This window comes from Geothrix sp. (assembly GCF_020622065.1).
In the GTDB taxonomy this organism is placed as follows: domain Bacteria; phylum Acidobacteriota; class Holophagae; order Holophagales; family Holophagaceae; genus Geothrix.
This window is the reverse complement of sequence record NZ_JAHRYQ010000002.1, coordinates 771828-788484: the sequence shown is the minus strand read 5'-3', so window position 1 is coordinate 788484 and position 16657 is coordinate 771828. Positions and strand designations below refer to the sequence as shown.

The 16657-nt window shown below is 69.3% G+C and carries 16 protein-coding genes and 1 riboswitch; of the genes, 5 read left to right on the top strand and 11 right to left on the bottom strand.

Going from position 1 to position 16657, the window contains the following annotated elements; translation table 11 throughout:
* Positions 1 to 22: 22 nt before the first annotated feature.
* From QZ647_RS13125 to QZ647_RS13110, 4 genes are read right to left on the bottom strand one after another with little or no spacing between them, the layout of a single operon-like run.
* Complete coding sequence (locus tag QZ647_RS13125; RefSeq protein WP_291272594.1) at positions 23 to 757, bottom strand: ABC transporter ATP-binding protein; 735 nt, start codon at positions 755 to 757, stop codon at positions 23 to 25.
* Positions 754 to 1740 (bottom strand): iron ABC transporter permease, encoded by a 987-nt coding sequence (locus QZ647_RS13120; RefSeq protein WP_291272593.1) that lies wholly within the window; start codon positions 1738 to 1740, stop codon positions 754 to 756. Before QZ647_RS13120 ends, QZ647_RS13125 begins: the two co-directional genes overlap by 4 nt.
* A complete protein-coding gene (locus tag QZ647_RS13115; RefSeq protein WP_291272592.1) occupies positions 1737 to 2588 on the bottom strand; it encodes an ABC transporter substrate-binding protein in 852 nt (283 codons plus the stop codon). Before QZ647_RS13115 ends, QZ647_RS13120 begins: the two co-directional genes overlap by 4 nt.
* Positions 2588 to 4642 (bottom strand): TonB-dependent receptor, encoded by a 2055-nt coding sequence (locus QZ647_RS13110; protein WP_291272591.1) that lies wholly within the window; start codon positions 4640 to 4642, stop codon positions 2588 to 2590. The genes QZ647_RS13115 and QZ647_RS13110 overlap by 1 nt, the downstream gene beginning before the upstream one ends.
* Before the next feature lie 79 nt (positions 4643 to 4721).
* Positions 4722 to 4944, bottom strand: a riboswitch (cobalamin riboswitch).
* A 28-nt stretch (positions 4945 to 4972) separates the two neighbouring features.
* On the opposite strand from QZ647_RS13110, the gene mtnP reads away from it, so the two are divergent.
* From mtnP to QZ647_RS13095, 3 genes are read left to right on the top strand one after another with little or no spacing between them, the layout of a single operon-like run.
* The gene (gene mtnP / locus QZ647_RS13105) at positions 4973 to 5845 is read left to right on the top strand and encodes an S-methyl-5'-thioadenosine phosphorylase (RefSeq protein ID WP_291272590.1); all 873 of its coding nucleotides are present in this window, start codon (positions 4973 to 4975) and stop codon (positions 5843 to 5845) included.
* Entirely contained in the window at positions 5845 to 6342 is a 498-nt protein-coding gene (locus tag QZ647_RS13100) for a hypothetical protein (RefSeq protein ID WP_291272589.1), read from the top strand. The genes mtnP and QZ647_RS13100 overlap by 1 nt, the downstream gene beginning before the upstream one ends.
* A gap of 60 nt (positions 6343 to 6402) precedes the next feature.
* Positions 6403 to 7227: a peptidoglycan DD-metalloendopeptidase family protein gene (locus QZ647_RS13095; RefSeq protein ID WP_291272588.1), complete on the top strand. Its 825-nt coding sequence runs from the start codon at positions 6403 to 6405 to the stop codon at positions 7225 to 7227.
* A gap of 29 nt (positions 7228 to 7256) precedes the next feature.
* On the opposite strand, the gene QZ647_RS13090 is transcribed toward QZ647_RS13095, so the two are convergent.
* Positions 7257 to 8105 carry a sugar diacid recognition domain-containing protein gene (locus QZ647_RS13090; RefSeq protein ID WP_291272587.1) on the bottom strand — a complete coding sequence of 283 codons (849 nt, stop codon included), beginning with the start codon at positions 8103 to 8105 and terminating at the stop codon, positions 7257 to 7259.
* Between the two features lie 138 nt (positions 8106 to 8243).
* Here QZ647_RS13090 and QZ647_RS13085 point away from each other — a divergent pair, with 138 nt between their 5' ends.
* A complete protein-coding gene (locus QZ647_RS13085) occupies positions 8244 to 8600 on the top strand; it encodes a cupin domain-containing protein (protein WP_291272586.1) in 357 nt (118 codons plus the stop codon).
* A gap of 13 nt (positions 8601 to 8613) precedes the next feature.
* Here the strand turns inward: QZ647_RS13085 and QZ647_RS13080 are convergent, their stop codons facing one another.
* The 4 genes from QZ647_RS13080 to QZ647_RS13065 all read right to left on the bottom strand — a co-directional run bounded on the left by QZ647_RS13080 (position 8614) and on the right by QZ647_RS13065 (position 12010).
* The gene (locus tag QZ647_RS13080) at positions 8614 to 9522 is read right to left on the bottom strand and encodes a DMT family transporter (RefSeq protein ID WP_291272585.1); all 909 of its coding nucleotides are present in this window, start codon (positions 9520 to 9522) and stop codon (positions 8614 to 8616) included.
* A 36-nt stretch (positions 9523 to 9558) separates the two neighbouring features.
* Complete coding sequence (locus tag QZ647_RS13075) at positions 9559 to 10179, bottom strand: non-canonical purine NTP pyrophosphatase (protein WP_291272584.1); 621 nt, start codon at positions 10177 to 10179, stop codon at positions 9559 to 9561.
* 158 nt (positions 10180 to 10337) lie between these two features.
* Positions 10338 to 11342: a ThiF family adenylyltransferase gene (locus tag QZ647_RS13070; RefSeq protein ID WP_291272583.1), complete on the bottom strand. Its 1005-nt coding sequence runs from the start codon at positions 11340 to 11342 to the stop codon at positions 10338 to 10340.
* 203 nt (positions 11343 to 11545) lie between these two features.
* The gene (locus QZ647_RS13065) at positions 11546 to 12010 is read right to left on the bottom strand and encodes a hypothetical protein (RefSeq protein WP_286354871.1); all 465 of its coding nucleotides are present in this window, start codon (positions 12008 to 12010) and stop codon (positions 11546 to 11548) included.
* A gap of 99 nt (positions 12011 to 12109) precedes the next feature.
* Between QZ647_RS13065 and QZ647_RS13060 the strand changes: the two genes are divergently transcribed.
* The gene (locus tag QZ647_RS13060; protein ID WP_291272582.1) at positions 12110 to 13717 is read left to right on the top strand and encodes a bifunctional UDP-sugar hydrolase/5'-nucleotidase; all 1608 of its coding nucleotides are present in this window, start codon (positions 12110 to 12112) and stop codon (positions 13715 to 13717) included.
* 27 nt (positions 13718 to 13744) lie between these two features.
* On the opposite strand, the gene QZ647_RS13055 is transcribed toward QZ647_RS13060, so the two are convergent.
* Complete coding sequence (locus QZ647_RS13055) at positions 13745 to 14587, bottom strand: hypothetical protein (protein ID WP_291272581.1); 843 nt, start codon at positions 14585 to 14587, stop codon at positions 13745 to 13747.
* Positions 14588 to 14725: 138 nt separating this feature from the next.
* On the bottom strand, positions 14726 to 16651 hold the full coding sequence (dxs, locus tag QZ647_RS13050; protein ID WP_291272580.1) for a 1-deoxy-D-xylulose-5-phosphate synthase: 1926 nt from the start codon (positions 16649 to 16651) through the stop codon (positions 14726 to 14728).
* Positions 16652 to 16657 lie beyond the last annotated feature (6 nt).

Genomic DNA, 16657 nt, shown 5'->3' with positions numbered 1-16657 from the left:
GAAGGCGCGGCACCGAAAGGGGCTATGCCCCCGGCAGCTCCGGCACCAGGCTCTCCACGAAGGTCGCCTCCACGCGGAAGACCTCACGGATGAGGGCGGCGGTCAGCACATCGTGGGGCTTCCCGTTGCCCACGAGGCGGCCCCGGTCCAGCACGAGGACGCGGTCGAAGCGGTAGGCGGTGCGGAGATCATGGAGGCTCACCACCACGGTGCTGCCTGCATCGGTCAGGCGCCGCGCCAGACGCATCACTTCAAGGGCATGGCGGACATCCAACTGGGCCACGGGCTCGTCCCAAAGCTGGATGGGTGCCTCGGTGGCCAGGGCCCGGGCCAGGCCCACGCGATGGCGTTCGCCTCCGGACAGGCGCGTGGCGGGGCGGTCTGCGAGGTGCGTGAGATCCAGCTCCGACAAGGCCTCGGCCACGCCCGTGAGGTCGTCACCCCAGGCGTAGCGGCCCTGGGCCACCACATCACGCACGGGGAAGGCGAATTCGAAATGGGCCTCCTGGCTCACCCAGGCCAGGCGGCGGCCCCGCTCAGCAACGGGGACTCGCGACAGTGGCTGTCCATTCCAGTGGATGGTGCCCTCGGCGGGCAGCAGTCCTGCCAGGGCCTGAATCAGGGTGGACTTGCCCGCGCCGTTCGGGCCCACCACGGCCACCAGCTCGCCGGGGCCCAGCGTCACCGACACGGCCTCCAGGCGACCGGGCACCGTCAGGCCGGAGGCCTGGAGGGCGGGAGTATTCGCACCCGTCATCGCGGCCTCCGGAGCAGCCACAGGAAGAAGGGACCGCCAATGAGGGCGGTGACGACGCCGAGGCGCATGCCGAGGGGGAAGGTCCGCGTGACGAGGTCGCAGGCCAGGAGGAAGGCGGCCCCTCCGATCATGGAGTAGGGCAGCAGGCGACGATGGTCCGGGCCGAAGGCCAGCCGCAGGACATGGGGAACCACCAGGCCCACAAAGCCGATGATGCCACCCACGGCCGTGGCCAGGGCCGTGAGCACAGTGGACAGGATGATGAGCTGGCGTCGGAGGCGGCGCACATCCACGCCGAGGCTCTGGGCGCTCTGCTCGCCCAGGCTCAGCAGGTCCATGGGGCGGCCCAGGGGGAGCAGCAGCAGGCAGGCGCTGAGGATGGCTGGAACGCCCATCCACACATGCTCCCAGCTGCGGCTTTCCAGGCCACCCATGAGCCAGAAGAGGATCTGGGCGTTCACCTCGAAGTGCCCGGCGGTGGTGGTGAGCAGGAAGCTGGTGCCGGCGCCCAGCAGGGCATTGAGGGCCACGCCGGAGAGCAGCAGGCGCTCCGTGCCCGCGCCGCGCTGGGCCAGCATGAGCACGGCGCCCGTGGCGGCAAAGGCCCCCAGGATCGAGGCCAGGGGCAGGGCCCAGAGGGTGGCGGCGGCGAAGCCGGTGGCCGGGGCCAGGGCCAGCACCGCCACGGCGCCCAGGGCGCCGCCGCTGCTGACGCCCAGCAGGCCCGGGCTGGCCAGGGGGTTGCGGAAGAAGGCCTGCATCACCACGCCGCTGGCGCCCAGGGCGGCCCCCGCCGCGGCCCCCACTAGGGCCCGGGGCAGGCGGAAATCCCGCACCACGGTGCGGGCGATCTCATCGCCGCCGCCCGTCAGCGCGCCGAGCACCTGGCCAAAGCTGAGCCTCAGCTCGCCGAACGCCAGCGAGGCCAGGAAGGCCAGGACCAGCAGCGCCAGGAGCGCGGGAAGGGCGAGGCGGGATTTCACCGGAACCGCTCGGGATGCAGGGCCCTGGCCAACCGTTCATAGGCTTCGATGCGGTGATGGGACACGGAGGACATGAGGGCCCCCGGGATCACCGCGAAGCGCCCGGCCCGGAAGGCGGCCAGGGCCCGGTAGTGGGGGATCTCCGCGAGGCGCGCGCGGATGTCGGCTCCGTCCGGCCGGTCGCCGGAGACGACCAGGACCTCGGGGTTCCAGGTGAGCAGCTTTTCGGAGGGCGTCGGCGCGTGCCCCTTGAGCCCGGCCTCCGCCGCCACATTCAAGGCGCCGGCGTGATCGCAGAAGTCCTGGAAGGTGGTGCCGGTGCCCGAGGTGAAGGGATAGGCCCCGGCGGTGAGCACACGCACGGGACGGACGCCCTTCAGCCGGGCGGCCAGGGCCTCGACACGCCCACGGCAGCTGGCGATGAGGGCCTCGGCACGCGCCTCCTGGCCCAGCTCGCGGCCCAGGATCCGGAGGCTGGCGTAGACATCCTCCAGCGTGTCGAAGCGGTCCAGGACCACCAGCCGGACCCCGGCCCGCCGGAGCAGGGCCAGGGTCTCGGGGCGGGTGAAGCTGGCGGCCAGCACGAGGTCGGGACGGAAGCGCAGCACGCTTTCCGCGTCGCTGTCCTTCAGCGATGGGAACCGCTTCGCCTCGTTGGCCACGACGCTGAACCGGCCATCCCGGCCGATGTGGCTCAGGGCGGCGATCTGGCCGGGGTCCGCCAGGGCCAGCAGCAGCTCGTCCGTGCCCACGGCCTGGCTCACCACCCGCTGGGGATGCGCCGCCAGCAGCGGCAGGGCGAGCAGCAGGAGGAGGGTGAGAAGGCGCGGGACGGACGAGCGGGACATCACCACCTCCAGGTCGCGACCAGGGTCCAGCGGGGGCCCGGGGCGGGGAAGCCGTAGACCAGCGCGGCATCCCCCTCCTGATCGTAGCGACCGCTGAGCCAATCCTGGGCGGTCTGCTTCTTCTGGAGCAGGTGCTCACCCCGCAGGGCCAGGGTGAGGTTCTTCACCGGTTCATGGGCGAGGCCCAGGCTGAGGTCGCGGAAGGCCTTCCCGGTGGAGATGACCTGGTAGGTGGTGTCGTTCAGGTCGTAGCGGGGTCCCACGCGATCCAGACGGAAGCTGGCGCGCCAGCGCTTCGACTGGGCGAAGGCGGAGATGGCGGCGGTGAAGAAGGGGTGCCGCAGGATGGCCGTGTTCTGCTGGCCGAAGCGGTCGGTCCCGGTGTTGTGGTCCAGGTCGCGCGTCTCCTGGCTGCGGAGGATCAAGTCCCAGCCGCAGGCCACCTCCGTGCCGCCCCGCCACCCGAGGGCGCCCTCGAGGCTCTGGGCGCGGATGGCGCCCTGGTTCGCATAGTGGGAGGTGAACAGGGCGGGCCACGCGAAGCTGGTGTCGTAGACATAAGCCAGCAGATCGGAGATGCGGGTGCGCTGGGCTTCCAGGCGGTACTCCCAGTGACCGGCGAGCTGCCCCGTGGCGCCGACCTGGAAGGTGCGGCTGCGCTCAGGAAGGATGGGGTAGGTCCTCCCGTCCTGATTTTCGGCCTGGGCGTTGAGGGCGAACTCCGTGGTGCTGGGCATGCGGAAGCCCTGGCCCGCGCTGGCATAGAGGCGCAGCTCCGGGGCGAGGGTCCAGTTGAGGCCCGTGCGCCAGGTGCCGGCCTCGGCGCTGCCGGCCCGGCTGCGGAGCAGGGAGTCGTAGCGGGTGAGGTCCCGGTGGCCCGCATCGCGGCGCAGTCCGGCCACCCAGTCGAGGCCTTCCACGATCGTCCAGCGGGATTCGAGGGCCCCGGCCAGGTCCCGGCCTTCGCCCCGGTAGCGCACGGCGGCGTAGGTGGAGGGGTCGTAGTAGTTCTTGGCGTGGCTGGTGTCTTCGCGGCCTTCGAGGCGGCCGGAGAGGCGGAAGGCGCTCGAGGGGGTCCAGTGCAGGGTGAGCTGGTCCTCCACGCGCCGGAAGTCGCGGTCTGTCTGCTGGCGCAGGGGGCCGCTGGGATCGCCCGTGCTGCCCGACAGGACCTGGAGGGTGTTCTCCAGCAGGAGGGTCGGCGCCAGGTTCCAGCGGAGGCTGGCGCCCCAGCTTTCCTGGCGGGCCCGGGTCTCGCGGCCCGGCTCGTAGCTGCGCGCGGCGGGATAGCCCGCGGTGGTGAAGGGCACAGAAGCGGTCTGCCCGCCGTTGCGATAGAAGCCCGTGAGCTCCATCGCGCCGAGGCCTGTCTGGAGCTTCGTCCCCAGGCGCAGGAAGCCGCCCGCCTGACGGAAGGCATCGTTCGGGAAGCTGCTTTCCTGCTTCTGGGCCTCGGCACCGGCGGCGATCCAGCCCCGGTCACCGGCCATTTGAACCTGGGCGGAACCGCCCAGCTGTCCATCCGTGCCGACTTTCAGGCCTGCCTGGCCGTGGAAGCCGCTGGCGCCGCGGCCCAGGCTGGTCAGGGCGATGACGCCGCCGATGGCATCGCTGCCGTAGAGCACGGAGGCGGGCCCCAGCACCAGCTCCACGCGGGCGATGCCCACCAGGCTGAGGGCGCCCAGGTCGGGACTGGTGGCCGTGGGGTCGTTCACCCGCAGGCCGTCCAGCAGCACGACCACATTCCGGCTGAGGGTGCCGTTGAGAAAGGCGGAGCCCTGATTGCCGGGGCCGCCGGTGGTCATCACGGCGCCGGGCTGGAGGATCTCCAGCAGCTCGGCCAGCGTGCGGCTGCCCAGGCGGGCCAGCTCCTCGGCCTCCAGGATGCGCACGGGGGCCGGGGTGCGGGTGACCTCCACGGGCTGGGCCTCGGCGCTGACGGTGACCGTCGCTTCTGCCGGCTTCCGGTCGGCCTCGGCAAGGCCGGCGCGGGCTGCCGCGGGGAAAAGAGCGGACATCGCCGCCAGGGAGAAGAGAACTCGGGCAGAACCCATCATGCCTCCACGCATGGTGTCGCGGCGGCTGGGCGGATCCCGGGAAAAGTCGGAGACCATGGCCCAACCCGGTCCCGCGACGGGGGGTGAGGTGCAGGACCGGTCTCCGGGCTCGCACGCGACAGGAACCTTTCGGCGCCCTCCGAGCCTTCCCGGGACGATTCCCAGTGACTCGGACTTGAGGTCTCACAGGCCCAAGGGGCTGGCCATGTGGTGCATACCGTTGCGGGGCAGCGCAGGATTCACACCTGCTTCCCGTGCATCCAGCACGAATTGTCAGAACCTCAAGGGAAGCACGGCGCCCGGCGGGACCGCAAGTACAATGGGGGCATGAACGCACCCATCGGCATCATCGGCGGCAGTGGTCTCTACCGGATGGAGGGCCTGGCCCTGGACCGGGCGGAGCTGGTGGATACCCCCTTCGGCGCGCCCTCCGGGCCCGTGCATCTCGGTACGCTGGATGGCGCCCCGGTGGCCTTTCTGGCCCGCCACGGCGAAGGCCACCGCTTCACGCCCAGCGAGGTCAACTACCGCGCCAACCTCTGGGCCCTGAAGTTCCTGGGCGTGGAGCGCCTGATCTCCGTGTCCGCCGTGGGCAGCCTCCAGGCCCGCCACCGGCCCGGCGACCTGCGGCTGGTGGGCCAGTTCATCGACAAGACCAAGCACCGGAAGGACACCTTCTTCGGGGAGGGCCTGGTGGCTCATGTGAGCTTCGCGGAACCCACCTGCGGCCATGTCTCGAAGGCGCTCATGACCGCTGGTCGGGAGCTGGCCCTGCCCCTGGAGGAGGATGCGCTGTATGTCTGCATGGAGGGGCCGGCCTTCTCCACCCGCGCGGAAAGCCGCCTGCATCAGAGCTGGGGTGCCGACCTCATCGGCATGACCCAGGTGACCGAGGCGCGCCTGGCCCGTGAGGCTGAGCTCTGCTACGCCTGCATCGCCCTGGTGACAGACTATGATGCCTGGCGCGAGGAGGAAGAGGGCGTGGACGCGGCCTCCGTGCTGGAAGTCATGCACGCCAATGTGGACAAGGCCCAGCGCCTGCTCCGCGCCACCGTGCCCGGCCTCGCCGCCGCCCCGCGCGCCTGTGCCTGCGGGGAAGCCCTGAAGGCCGCGCTCTACACCGCGCCGGAACAGGTGTCCGGCGACGCCTTGCAGCGGTTGGGTCTGCTGGTGGCCAAGTACGGCTACGGGACGCCCTGATGGCTCTGGCCGCCCCCAGCGCCAAGCTCCAGGCCCTGCTGAAGGACTTCCAGCAGATCGCCAGCATGTCGGGGTATCTGAACCATTCCTTTGATCCGCCTCAGCTGCGGCTGTTCTTCACCCTCTACGGCCGGGTGATGGTGACCTCGCCTGCGGAGGGCCTGGCCCACACGCCGAAGCTGCAGGCCTGGTGCGAGGCCCTGTCCGTGCGCCTCCGCGAGGGCAGCTCGTCGGCCATCATGCCGCCCCAGGTCCAGGTGAGCGCCCCCCAGACCCTGCCCGACGGCCGCGACTACCTCGTGGCCACGCTCACCTTCAACACCAAGGTCACCGAGACTTCCTACCTCCGCATCCGCACCGCCGTGCTGGCCGCCTACCAGGACGCCGTGAAGATGCGGGAGGCGGGGATGGGCCCGGAGGCCCCGGACCCGGCTCCCGTCTCCACGCCCGAATTGGACGGGCCCTCTCCCGAGGGCGAGACCCCCCACCCCGCGTGAAGGCCTGAAGCGCGTCGGCCGGTCCCGGTATGCTGGGGCCCCGCTCGAGAGGATGTCCGGATGTCTCTTGTTCCTTCCTTGGCCCGGCGCCCCGCGGCCCTGCTCCTCACCGTCCTGTCCGGAGGCCTTCTCGGCGCGAAGGCCCCGGCCCTTCCGTTCCGCCCCTCTCCCGTTCCCGGCGGCGTGGCGGTGGTCGCGCTCCCGGGAAAGGCCTCGCCCCGGGTGACCTACCACGGCGAGCCGGTGCTGGTGCGGCGGAGCGGCCAGGGGTGGGTGGCGGTGGTGGGGATCCGGCTGAGCGCGAAGCCCGGGGTGGACCATGTCGAGGTGGAGGGCCGCGAGGTGCCGTTCACCATCAAGCCCAAGCGCTATCCCGAGCAGCGGGTCCAGCTGAAGGATCCACGCAAGGTGACGCCCAATGCCGAGGACGAGGCCCGGATTGCCCGGGAGCAGGCCCTCATCGAACCGGCCTGGAAAGCCCATCCAGAAGGCTCCATCCCCTCCCTGGCGTTCCAGCGCCCCGTGCCCGGTGCGCTGACGGCCTCCTTCGGCATGCGCCGGATCTTCAACGGCATTCCCCGTTCGCCCCATGCGGGGCTCGACATCCGGGCGCCCCAGGGGCAGCCTGTGCGGGCGCCCGCGGCCGGCACCGTCGTGCTGACGGGCGACTTCTTCTTCAGCGGCAACGCGGTATTCATCGCCCACGGCGAAGGCGTGGTCAGCCTGCTCTGCCACTTGTCCAAGATCACCGTGACACAGGGCCAGACCGTGAAGGCCGGGGACCTGGTGGGCGAGGTGGGGATGACGGGGCGGGCCTCGGGCCCCCATCTGCACTGGTCCCTCAGCCTCAACGACGCCCGGGTCGACCCGCGGCTCTTCCTGTAGCGCGGCGTCGCGGAATCTGAAAACAGGCCCTAGTGGGTGGCCCTGGCGAGCAGCCCCTCCCCGATCTGCTTGAGCTCCGACACCATGGCGTTGATGGCCTCGGTGGCCCGGCCCTGGTCCTGGGCCGCGAGCATGGACTGCTCGGAGAAGGCGATGACCTGGGCCATGGATTCGTGCAAACGGCCGTGGGAGGCCTGGATGTCGTCCGCGGAGCTGCTGCTCTGATCGGCGAGCTTCCGCACCGCTTCGGCCACGATGGTGAAGCCCCGGCCGTGCTCTCCGGCGTGGGCGGCCTCAATGGCCGCGTTCAGCCCCAGCAGGTTCGTCTGGTCGGCCATGGCCTGGATGGTCGAGATCATGTTGCCGGTACCCTCCACATCCCTCGAGGAGGTCTCGAGGAGGGTCACGACGCGCCGCATGGTTTCGGTGAGTTCTCCCTGGGAAGCCAGGAGCTTCTCCACGGAGCCGGCGATGACCGCGATGGATCGCTCCAGCTGCGAGGCCTGCTCCACCAGGTGGGCGTTGTTCTCCGCCTCCTGCAACTCCTTCCCGATGATGCCGGCGGCGATCTTCGCGATGGGGGCGGTGTTGCCCAGATCCCCGCTGATGCCGAAGGTGCCGATCCAGTCGCCCTTGTAGATGATGGGCAGGGTGGTGCCCATCTTGACCAGGCCACCGGAACGCTCCTCTTCCTCGGCCGTGATGGTGATCTGCGGGAGCTTCTCCGCCAGCATCCGCTGGGCACCGGCATGGGGATTCCCCACCCTGGAGGCGACCTTGGCCGCCACGATGATCCCCCTGTCATCGCACACGATGGTGTACAGCCCCGTCTCGGCAAAGATGAAATTGACGATCCTGTCGGCGATGACGGCATCCATGGCTCACCTGTGGCTTCGGGTTGATCAAAGGTAACGGATGTATCGATTATCGAGAGCCAGGGGAGAAAGATTGAGTCCCGGCAACCCGGGGCTGCCAGCCTCGGGATCTCAGGTACCCTGCTGAAGGAGGGGCCATTCATGATCCGGAGGCGATCCGAGCTGGTGGAGGAAACCAAGGCCGGCATCCGCGGCGGCCTGGGTTCGGGCCGGGGCGTTGAATTCCTGAAAGCCGGCGAAATGGCGGGCGTGCTCAGCGTCGGCCGCACCACCCTGGAACCCGGCGCCACCATCGGGGAGCACGCCCATCCCAACACGGAGGACCTCTACCTGATCCTGGAGGGGCGGGGCACGGGAATCCTCGATGGGGAGCGCTTTCCCGTGGTGGAGGGCGACCTGTTCCTGGTCAAGGCGGGGGGCACCCACGGCCTGATCAACGATTCGGAGGCCCCCCTCACCTTCCTGGGGCTGCTCACGCGGAAGGACGAGACCGCCTAGCGACCACCTGGCCTTATCCGCGGGCGTGGCCCCGGGTCTGCACGACGATGACGCCGGCGATGGCGATGCCGCCCCCGAGGACCGTGAGCGGGGTGGGGACTTCCCGGAGCCACACCCAGGCGATGAGGCTGGCGATCACGGGCGAAAGGTAGAGAAAGCTCGAGAGCAGTCCGGCGGGCATCCGGGCCAGGGCGTAGTTCCACAGGACATAGGCGATGGCGGCGGGGAAGATGCCCAGGTAGACCACGGCCAGCGTGGCGGCCGGTGCGGCCTGGGGGGCTTGCCGGACGAGCCCGGGCAGGAAGACCAGCATGGGCAGCGTGCCGGCCCAGATGGCGTAGCTGGTGAACTCGATGGCCGCATAGCGCCGGAGATCCTGCTTCGACAGGATGGAGAACACGGCCGCGACGGCGGCGGAGAGCAGGATGAGCAGAGCGCCGGGCGTGAACCGCAGCCCCTTGCCGCCGCTCAGGGCGATGAGCGACACACCGGCGAAGGCCAGCAGGATGCCACCCCATCCGATCCGCGTGAGGCGCTCGTGCAGGAACAGCGCCGACAGCAGCGCCGTGAACACGGGCGCTGCGGAGATGAGCAGCGAGGCGGCCCCGGCCTGGACCGTCACCTCGCCGAAGTTCAGGGCCACATGGTAGACGCTGATGCCCAGAAATCCCGCGAGGCCGATCCGCGGAAGGTCGGCACGCGCCGGCAGCCGCATCCGCGTGGCCAGGGCGTACAGGGCCAGGACGGTGGAAGCCGTGCCGAACCGCAGCAGCGCCAACTCCCCGGGGCCATAGCCATCGGGGCCGGGGGCCCCCGCCGGAGTCAGCCGCAGGCCCGCGCGAATGCCCGCAAAGGCCGAGGCCCAGAGCAGCAGTACGCCCGCGATGGCGGTCCAGGTCCGAGGTTCGCGCTTCCAAGTCATCCTTCCACCCTATCGGAGAACCCCGGTGGCGCGCGGCTACCGGTTCACTCCCAGCCGCTCGAGCAGCGCCGCGCAGGCCCGCGCCCGGTGGCTGAGCGTGTGCTTGACCTCGGCGGGCAGCTCGCCGAAGGTGCGGTCATGGCCATCGGGAATGAAGATGGGGTCGTAGCCGAAGCCGCCGTCGCCGCGGTGGGCGTAGGCAAGCTCACCTTCCACGGCGCCGCTGACGGTGAAGGGCCCGCCGTGCGCCCGCCCGGGCATGGGCGCGAAGGCCAGGACACACACGAACCGCGCCGTGCGATCGGCCCCTTCGGGCAGCATGGCCAGGAGGCGGCGGTTCTTGTCGGGGTAGGCGGGCAGGTCCGGCGCGAAGCGGGCGCTGAGTACGCCGGGCCCGCCCCAGAGGGCCTCCACGCAGAGACCGGAATCATCCGCCAGCACGCCGTCCACGGATTCCGTGCCGTGTTCCAGCCACCAGGCGAGCGCGCCCTCCGCCTTCTGCAGTGCGTTGTCCTGGAAGAAGGCCCCCGTTTCGGGGAGCTCCGGCGCGTTCGCGGGCCACGGCACGAAGTGGACCTCCGGGAGAAGCTCCGAGAATTCGCGCAGCTTGCCGGCGTTGCGGGAGGCGAGAACGACCTTGAGGGGAGACGAGATCATCAAGCATTCACCTGAATGAGGGGGGAATCATGGGTGGGCGGTGAGGTCTTGCCCGCCCTGGGGCAGGGCCACGGGAAGGCAGGATTCAGGCGACCGGGCGGGTTCATCGGTGTTGGCCTGCCACCCGGCCTCTGCGTTCTCTGGGGTTCATCGGCCGTTCAGCATCCCACGACCTCGGTGTACCAGCTCCGCGCCCGCTCGGGGGTCATGGGGCCGTGGACGAGGGCGCGGCCGTCGGCGAAGAGGGTGATCTCGTCGGCACCGTCCTGACCCTTGAGCATCATCCCGGCCTGTTTCCAGGGACTGCGGGTGCGGGTTTCGAGGCGGGCCTTCAGGGTGGCCAGATCCAGCTTCCCGGGCGGATTCACGCGGATCTGCACCCCCTCCAGCCCGCAGAGGGCGCTGGCCTTCAGGCTCCAGCGGGCATCCAGGAATTCCGTGATCTTGTTCGTGCAGAAGCGGCAGCGGGTTTTCGGCGGCTTCAGGAACTGGCGTTCGTCGTGCCAAAAATCGAAGCGGACCAGGTCGGCGTGAGGTGCCCTGCCGGTGAGCACTTTGAGGGCTTCCAGGGCCGCCCAGCTGGCGATGACGCCCACGGCGGGGCCCAGCACGCCGGCGCTGTCGCAGGTGTCCACATCGCCACCCGCGGGGGGCTCCTCGATCAGGCAGCGCAGGCAGGGCGTGTGCGGCGGGTTCAGGGGCCAGACGACCCCTTCGCCGCCGATGGCGCCGGCGTAGATCCAGGGCGTGCCCGTGAGAAGGGCCACATCGTTGATGAGGAAGCGGGCCTCAAAGTTGTCGGTGCCGTCGCAGACGAGATCGAAGCCTGAGAGCAGTTCCCGGGCGTTGCCGCTGGTCAGGTCGGCCACGACGGGGTTCAGCTCGAGGGTGGAATTGGCCTCCGCCAGGCGTTCCGCCGCCACCTCGGCCTTGGGCCGGCCCAGGTCGGCTTCCCCGTAGAGCAACTGCCGCTGAAGGTTCGAGGCCTCCACCAGGTCGCGGTCGATGAGCGTGAGGTGGCCCACGCCGGCCCGGGCCAACCAGGGCGCGATGACCGAGCCGAGGGCTCCGAGGCCCAGGACGGCCACGCGCTTGGTGCGCAGGGCCTCATCCGCCTCGCGGCCGAGAAAGATGCGTTGCTTGGCATACCGGTCGTTGGACATGCCTGGGCCTAGGTGAGGGCTGGGTGGCTGGATGTGGAGGTCTCGCGCATCGCCGCAGGCGATACCGAGAAGATGCGCTGCTTGGCGTAGCGGTCCGACAAGGGAAGTCCTCAGGAGTCAGTCTTCAGTCCTCAGTCTAAAAGCAACGGCGCCCCATGGGGGCGCCGCACTGAAGACTGAAGACTCGGGACTGAAGACTTGGCTCAGTTCCCGGCCTGCGCGCCCTCGGCCATGGCCTTCTCGTACTCGGCCTGGAGGCGGCTGGCATCGGAGATGGCGAACTTGTAGACATACTCGAAGCGGTCGGCGCCCTTGGTCAGGGAGATGATCACTTCGTAGACGCCCTCGCCGCTCACCTCGAAGGGGCTCGCGATGACATTGAAGGTGCCTTCCTTGGCGCCATCGGGGATCTGCACATCGCTGTCGCGGATCACATCCTTGCGCTCGCCGGTGGGGCTCACGATGGAGAAGCCGAACTTGAACTGGCCATCCATGCGGGAGAAGCGGGTGTAGAAGCACACCTTGGGCAGGGTGAAGGGCACCTGGGGCACCACGATGTGGTGGTCGTACAGACCCATCAGCGAGGTCTTGCCGCCCATTTCCTGGCGGATGTCGTCGCAGAGCAGCGTGAATTCGTGCTTGGGGGCCTTGATCTGGACTTCTTGCATGAGGGCTCCGAAAGAGGGGGCATCCTTGGGTGAAGGGAAAGTTTACCCTTGAAGACGGTCCCTTCCAATCACAGGTTGGCGGGCGGCCCCGGAGGCTGCATGAAGCATTGGTTCTGGATCCTGTTGATCGCCCTGGGCGTCCAGGCCCAAGAGGCCCGGATTCAGATTCTTGGCACCACGGACCTGCATGGTCGCGTGATGGCCGAAGAGACTTTCAGCCTCCAGCCCGCGAACCTGGGCTGGGCGAAGATCGCCTCCCTGATCCGCCGCCAGCGGGCCCTGAACCCGAACACGGTGCTGGTGGACTGCGGGGACACCATCCAGGGCGAACCCCTGAACTATGTGCGCAATGTGCTCCGCCGCGACCTGCCCGAGCCCAGCATGGCCATCATGAACGCCCTGGGCTACTCGGCCATGGCCGTGGGCAACCACGAATACGACTTCGGCTTGGAGGCGCTCCGGGAGATCGAGAAGCAGGCCGGTTTTTCCTTCCTGTCCGCCAACACCGTGGATGCCAAGGGCAAGCGGCCCTTTCCGGCCCAGGTCCTGCTGACGGTGGCGGGGGTGCGGCTGGCCCTGGTGGGCTTCACCACCCCCAGGATCCCGGCCATGACGGAACCGGCCAACTATGCGGGCCTGCGCTTCCAGGACATCGTGGCCTCCGCCCGGGAGCTGGTACCCCGGCTCCGCGAGAAGGAGAAGGTGGATGTGGTGGTGGCCCTGGTCCACTCGGGCCTGGGGGCCGTGGATGGACGCGAGGGCGATGAGAACGCAGCCCTCCGGCTCGCGGACCAGGTGCCGGGGATCGACGCCATCCTGACGGGCCACACCCACCAGGCGGTCCAGATCGAGCACAAGGGCATCCCCATCCTCCAGGCCATGTCCCAGGGCCGCGCCCTGGCGGTGGTGGACCTGAACCTCCGGATGGAGAAGGGCCGCTGGCGCGTGGTCGCCACCTCAGGCCGGCTCCTCCGGCCCGAGGCGGACGCCCCGGTGGATGCGGAGGTGCTGAGCCTGACCGCGCCCCTGCGCGCCGCCACGGATCGCTACCTGGATACGGCCGCGACCAACCTGCTGGTGGATCTCGACACCCGCTGGTCCCGCATGGAGGACACCCCGGTCATGCAGCTTCTCCACCAGGTCCAGCGGCAGGCCACGGGAGCCCAGCTGTCGGCCGCCGCGGTTCCTGGGACCCGGCTGTTCATTCCCAAGGGGCCCACAAGCGTGCGGCAGTTCTACGCGCTGCTGCCCTACGAAAACCAGGTGGCGCGCATCCGCATCACCGGGGCCCAGCTCAAGGCCTACCTGGAGCACGCCGCCCGGCACTACACCTACAGTTGGGAACCGGAGCTCTACGATCGCGATGTCCCGTTCTACAACTTCGACACGGTGGACGGCGTGACCTATGCGCTGGACCTGGGCAAGCCCGTGGGCAGCCGGGTCGTGAACCTCGGCTTCCAGGGGCAGCCGGTGAAGCCCACTCAGACCTTCACCCTCGCGCTCAGCACCTACCGGCTGCGCGGCGGGGGCGGCTACATGGCGGCCATCGGCTTCACCGGGACGCCCGAGCTCGTGACGGCGGCCTCCCAGCGCAACCTGCTGCTGGAGCATGTCCTGGCCCGCCCCAGCCTCAGTCCCGCGGCCACGAACGCCTGGCGCACCATCCCCTACCTGGACCGCGAGCGGGTGCTGAACCTGGCGCGTTGAAGCTGCGTGGACGCGCGGTTCCCCGGGCTACTTGATCTTCACCAGCATGAGGCCGCCCTTCGGGCCGGCGAAAACGGCATCCGCGTCCAGCACGCCCACGAGCAGGTAGCTCTCATCGAGCCCGGTGGGCAGGAACTCGAGGCGGGACTGGGCGAGGTCGAGGCGGGCCAATGCGAGGCCCTGCAGGGTGCCGCGCTGCGAAGCGGGCACCTGGGCGGCGGGCACGGCCGCGAAGGCCACGCTCTTGCCGGGCCACAGGGCCAGCGGACCCCGCTCGGCGGCGTTGCCCTCCAGGGCCGGGACCGGCGCGCCGCCGAGGGTCAGGTTGGTCTCGGACAGCTTCCGGCCGGTGGTGCCGTCGAGGATGCTGAGGTTGAGGCTGTTCCCATCCGCCAGCAGCACATTCCCGCTGTCGTCCGACACGATGGGCCGGCGGTTCACGGGGGCGGAGCCCTCCCGCTTGGGGGGCTTGGCGCCGAAGGACCACAGCACCTCGGTGCCCTTGAAGTCCCGTTTCTCGAGGTAGGGTTCCACAGTCCGGTACGAGATCACGAAGCCCTTGGCATCCCAGCAGACATCGCCCACTTCGGCCGGCAGCTTGACCGAAGTGGTGAGCCGCCCGCTCCGGTCCACGAGCGTGAGCGTGGTGCCGTGGGCCACCCAGGCGTTGTTGCGCGGATCCACGACCCAGCGGTCAGGCTCGGCTTCCAGCTTGGCGAGGGAGATGCTCCGCATCAGCCCGCCGTCCCGCACCCAGGTGTGGAGGAACCGGCCCTGCGCATCGTAGAAGGTGAAGGAATCGTCCTTGTCCTGCTTGGCCCAGCTGGCGGCCCGGCCCGCGGCATCCCAGGCCTGGGCGGACGCAGGCATGGAAAGGGTCCAGGCGAGGGCGCACAGAAGGAACGCACAGATGCGGGATGACTTCACGGATGCCTCGGAAAAGGTGTCTCGACCAGGGTGGGTTGGGACCAACCTTAGGAATTTCCGGGGACTTTCGCAAGGTTTTACTTAGATCTGGTGGACGAAATTCCGAATCCGGGCTTCCAGGATGTTCGGACTGAGCCCCTCTTCTTCCAGCAAGCGCTTGGGATCGCCGTGGTGGACCAGGTGGTCAGGTACGGCGCAGCGGAGGAGGGGGCGGACCAGGCCCGCATCGGCCAGGGACTCGGCCACGGCGCCGCTGAACCCGCCCGGGGCGCAGCCCTCTTCCAGGGTGACGACGCCGCGGCAGCGGCGGGCCCAGGTGTGGAGGAGCGTTTCGTCCAGGGGCTTGATGAAGCGGGCGTTGATGACAGCGCAGTCGATGCCTTCCGCCGCCAGGGATTCCGCGATCCGCAGGGCCGGTTCCACCAGGGCGCCCAGGGCGCAGAGCACCAGGTCACCGCCTTCGCGGAGCAGTTCCCCCTTGCCGATGGGCAGGGCGGTGATGGGCTCCTCCAGGGGCACGCCGAGGCCGTTGCCCCGGGGGTAGCGCAGAGCCGCCGGATGGCCGCAGTAGACGGCTGTCATGAGCATTCGGCGCAGTTCGTTCTCGTCCTTGGGGGCCATGAGGATGATGTTGGGGAGGCAGCGCAGGTAGGCCAGGTCGTAGAGCCCGTGGTGCGTGGGGCCGTCCGCCCCCACGATGCCGGCGCGGTCCAGAGCAAAGGTCACGGGCAGGTCCTGGATGCAGACATCGTGCGCCACCTGATCGAAACCGCGCTGCAGGAAGGTGCTGTAGATGGCGGCCACCGGCCGCATGCCCTGGGCGGCGAGACCTGCGGCGAAGGTGACGGCGTGCTGCTCGGCGATGCCCACATCGAAGCAGCGATCCGGGAAGGCCTTCTGGAGGAAGTTCAGTCCCGTGCCATCCAGCATGGCGGCGGTGATGCCGACGATCTTGTCGTCCTTCTTCGCCAGGTCCACCAGGGCCTTGCCGAAGACGCTGGTGTAGCTGGGGGGCGCGGGCTTGGCGGGGTCCGGCTGCACCTTGATGATCTCGCCGGATTCGGCGTCGAAGGCGGTGACGCCGTGCCACTTCAGCGGGTCCTGCACGGCGGGTTCGTAGCCGTAGCCCTTCTTGGTCTGCACATGCAGCAGCACCGGGCCGTCCTTCATCTTCTCCTTGGCCTCGGCCAGGGCCTTCGAGGTGGCGTTCACATCATGGCCGTTCACGGGGCCCAGGTAGCGGAAGCCCAGGTCCTCGAAGAGCAGTCCGGGCACCATCAGGCGCTTGAAGCTCTCCTCGCTCCACTTGGCCGCCTTGGCCACGCCCTTGCTCAGGCCCTCGAGGGGGATGGATTTGATGGCGTGCTCGATGCGGTCGCGCCAGCGCTGGTAGTACTGGCCCGACATGATCTGGTTGAGGTAGCCCTGCAGCGATCCGACATTGGGATTGATGCTCATGTCGTTGTCGTTGAGGATCACCAGGAAGTTCTTGGCCTCCAGGTAGCCCGCCTGGTTGAGGCCCTCGAAGGCCATTCCGGCGGTCATGGAGCCGTCGCCGATGACGGCGATGCAGGTGTGGTTCTGCTTCTGGAGATCCCGGGCCTTGGCCATGCCCAGCGCCGCCGAGATGCTGGTGCTGGCGTGGCCCGCACCGAAGTGGTCGTAGGGGCTCTCGTCCCGCTTGAGGAAGCCGGAGAGGCCGTGGTGCTGGCGCAGGGTGGGGAAGCGGTCCATGCGGCCCGTGAGGATCTTGTGCGGATAGGCCTGGTGACCCACATCCCACACGATGCGGTCCTGGAGGAAGTCGAAGTGGTGGAAGAGGGCGACCGTCAGCTCCACGGTGCCGAGGTTGGAGCTGAAGTGACCCCCTGTTTCCGACACGGAAGCGATGACGAAGGCCCGCACCTCGGCCGCGAGCCGTTCGAGCTGGCCTGGGGTGAAATGGCGGATCTGCTGGGGGGCGGCCAGGGAATCGAGCAGGGGATAGGGGTGGGCGGAAGAATCCACGCGGGT

What these genes read in the sequence shown, in the direction of transcription:
- QZ647_RS13125 (WP_291272594.1), bottom strand. Translation starts at nt 757, where the DNA reads ATGACGGGTGCGAATACTCCCGCCCTCCAGGCCTCCGGCCTGACGGTG.
- QZ647_RS13115 (WP_291272592.1), bottom strand. Translation starts at nt 2,588, where the DNA reads ATGTCCCGCTCGTCCGTCCCGCGCCTTCTCACCCTCCTCCTGCTGCTC.
- QZ647_RS13110 (WP_291272591.1), bottom strand. Translation starts at nt 4,642, where the DNA reads ATGGGTTCTGCCCGAGTTCTCTTCTCCCTGGCGGCGATGTCCGCTCTT.
- mtnP (WP_291272590.1), top strand. Translation starts at nt 4,973, where the DNA reads ATGAACGCACCCATCGGCATCATCGGCGGCAGTGGTCTCTACCGGATG.
- QZ647_RS13100 (WP_291272589.1), top strand. Translation starts at nt 5,845, where the DNA reads ATGGCTCTGGCCGCCCCCAGCGCCAAGCTCCAGGCCCTGCTGAAGGAC.
- QZ647_RS13095 (WP_291272588.1), top strand. Translation starts at nt 6,403, where the DNA reads ATGTCTCTTGTTCCTTCCTTGGCCCGGCGCCCCGCGGCCCTGCTCCTC.
- QZ647_RS13090 (WP_291272587.1), bottom strand. Translation starts at nt 8,105, where the DNA reads ATGGATGCCGTCATCGCCGACAGGATCGTCAATTTCATCTTTGCCGAG.
- QZ647_RS13085 (WP_291272586.1), top strand. Translation starts at nt 8,244, where the DNA reads ATGATCCGGAGGCGATCCGAGCTGGTGGAGGAAACCAAGGCCGGCATC.
- QZ647_RS13080 (WP_291272585.1), bottom strand. Translation starts at nt 9,522, where the DNA reads ATGACTTGGAAGCGCGAACCTCGGACCTGGACCGCCATCGCGGGCGTA.
- QZ647_RS13075 (WP_291272584.1), bottom strand. Translation starts at nt 10,179, where the DNA reads ATGATCTCGTCTCCCCTCAAGGTCGTTCTCGCCTCCCGCAACGCCGGC.
- QZ647_RS13070 (WP_291272583.1), bottom strand. Translation starts at nt 11,342, where the DNA reads ATGTCCAACGACCGGTATGCCAAGCAACGCATCTTTCTCGGCCGCGAG.
- QZ647_RS13065 (WP_286354871.1), bottom strand. Translation starts at nt 12,010, where the DNA reads ATGCAAGAAGTCCAGATCAAGGCCCCCAAGCACGAATTCACGCTGCTC.
- QZ647_RS13060 (WP_291272582.1), top strand. Translation starts at nt 12,110, where the DNA reads ATGAAGCATTGGTTCTGGATCCTGTTGATCGCCCTGGGCGTCCAGGCC.
- QZ647_RS13055 (WP_291272581.1), bottom strand. Translation starts at nt 14,587, where the DNA reads ATGCCTGCGTCCGCCCAGGCCTGGGATGCCGCGGGCCGGGCCGCCAGC.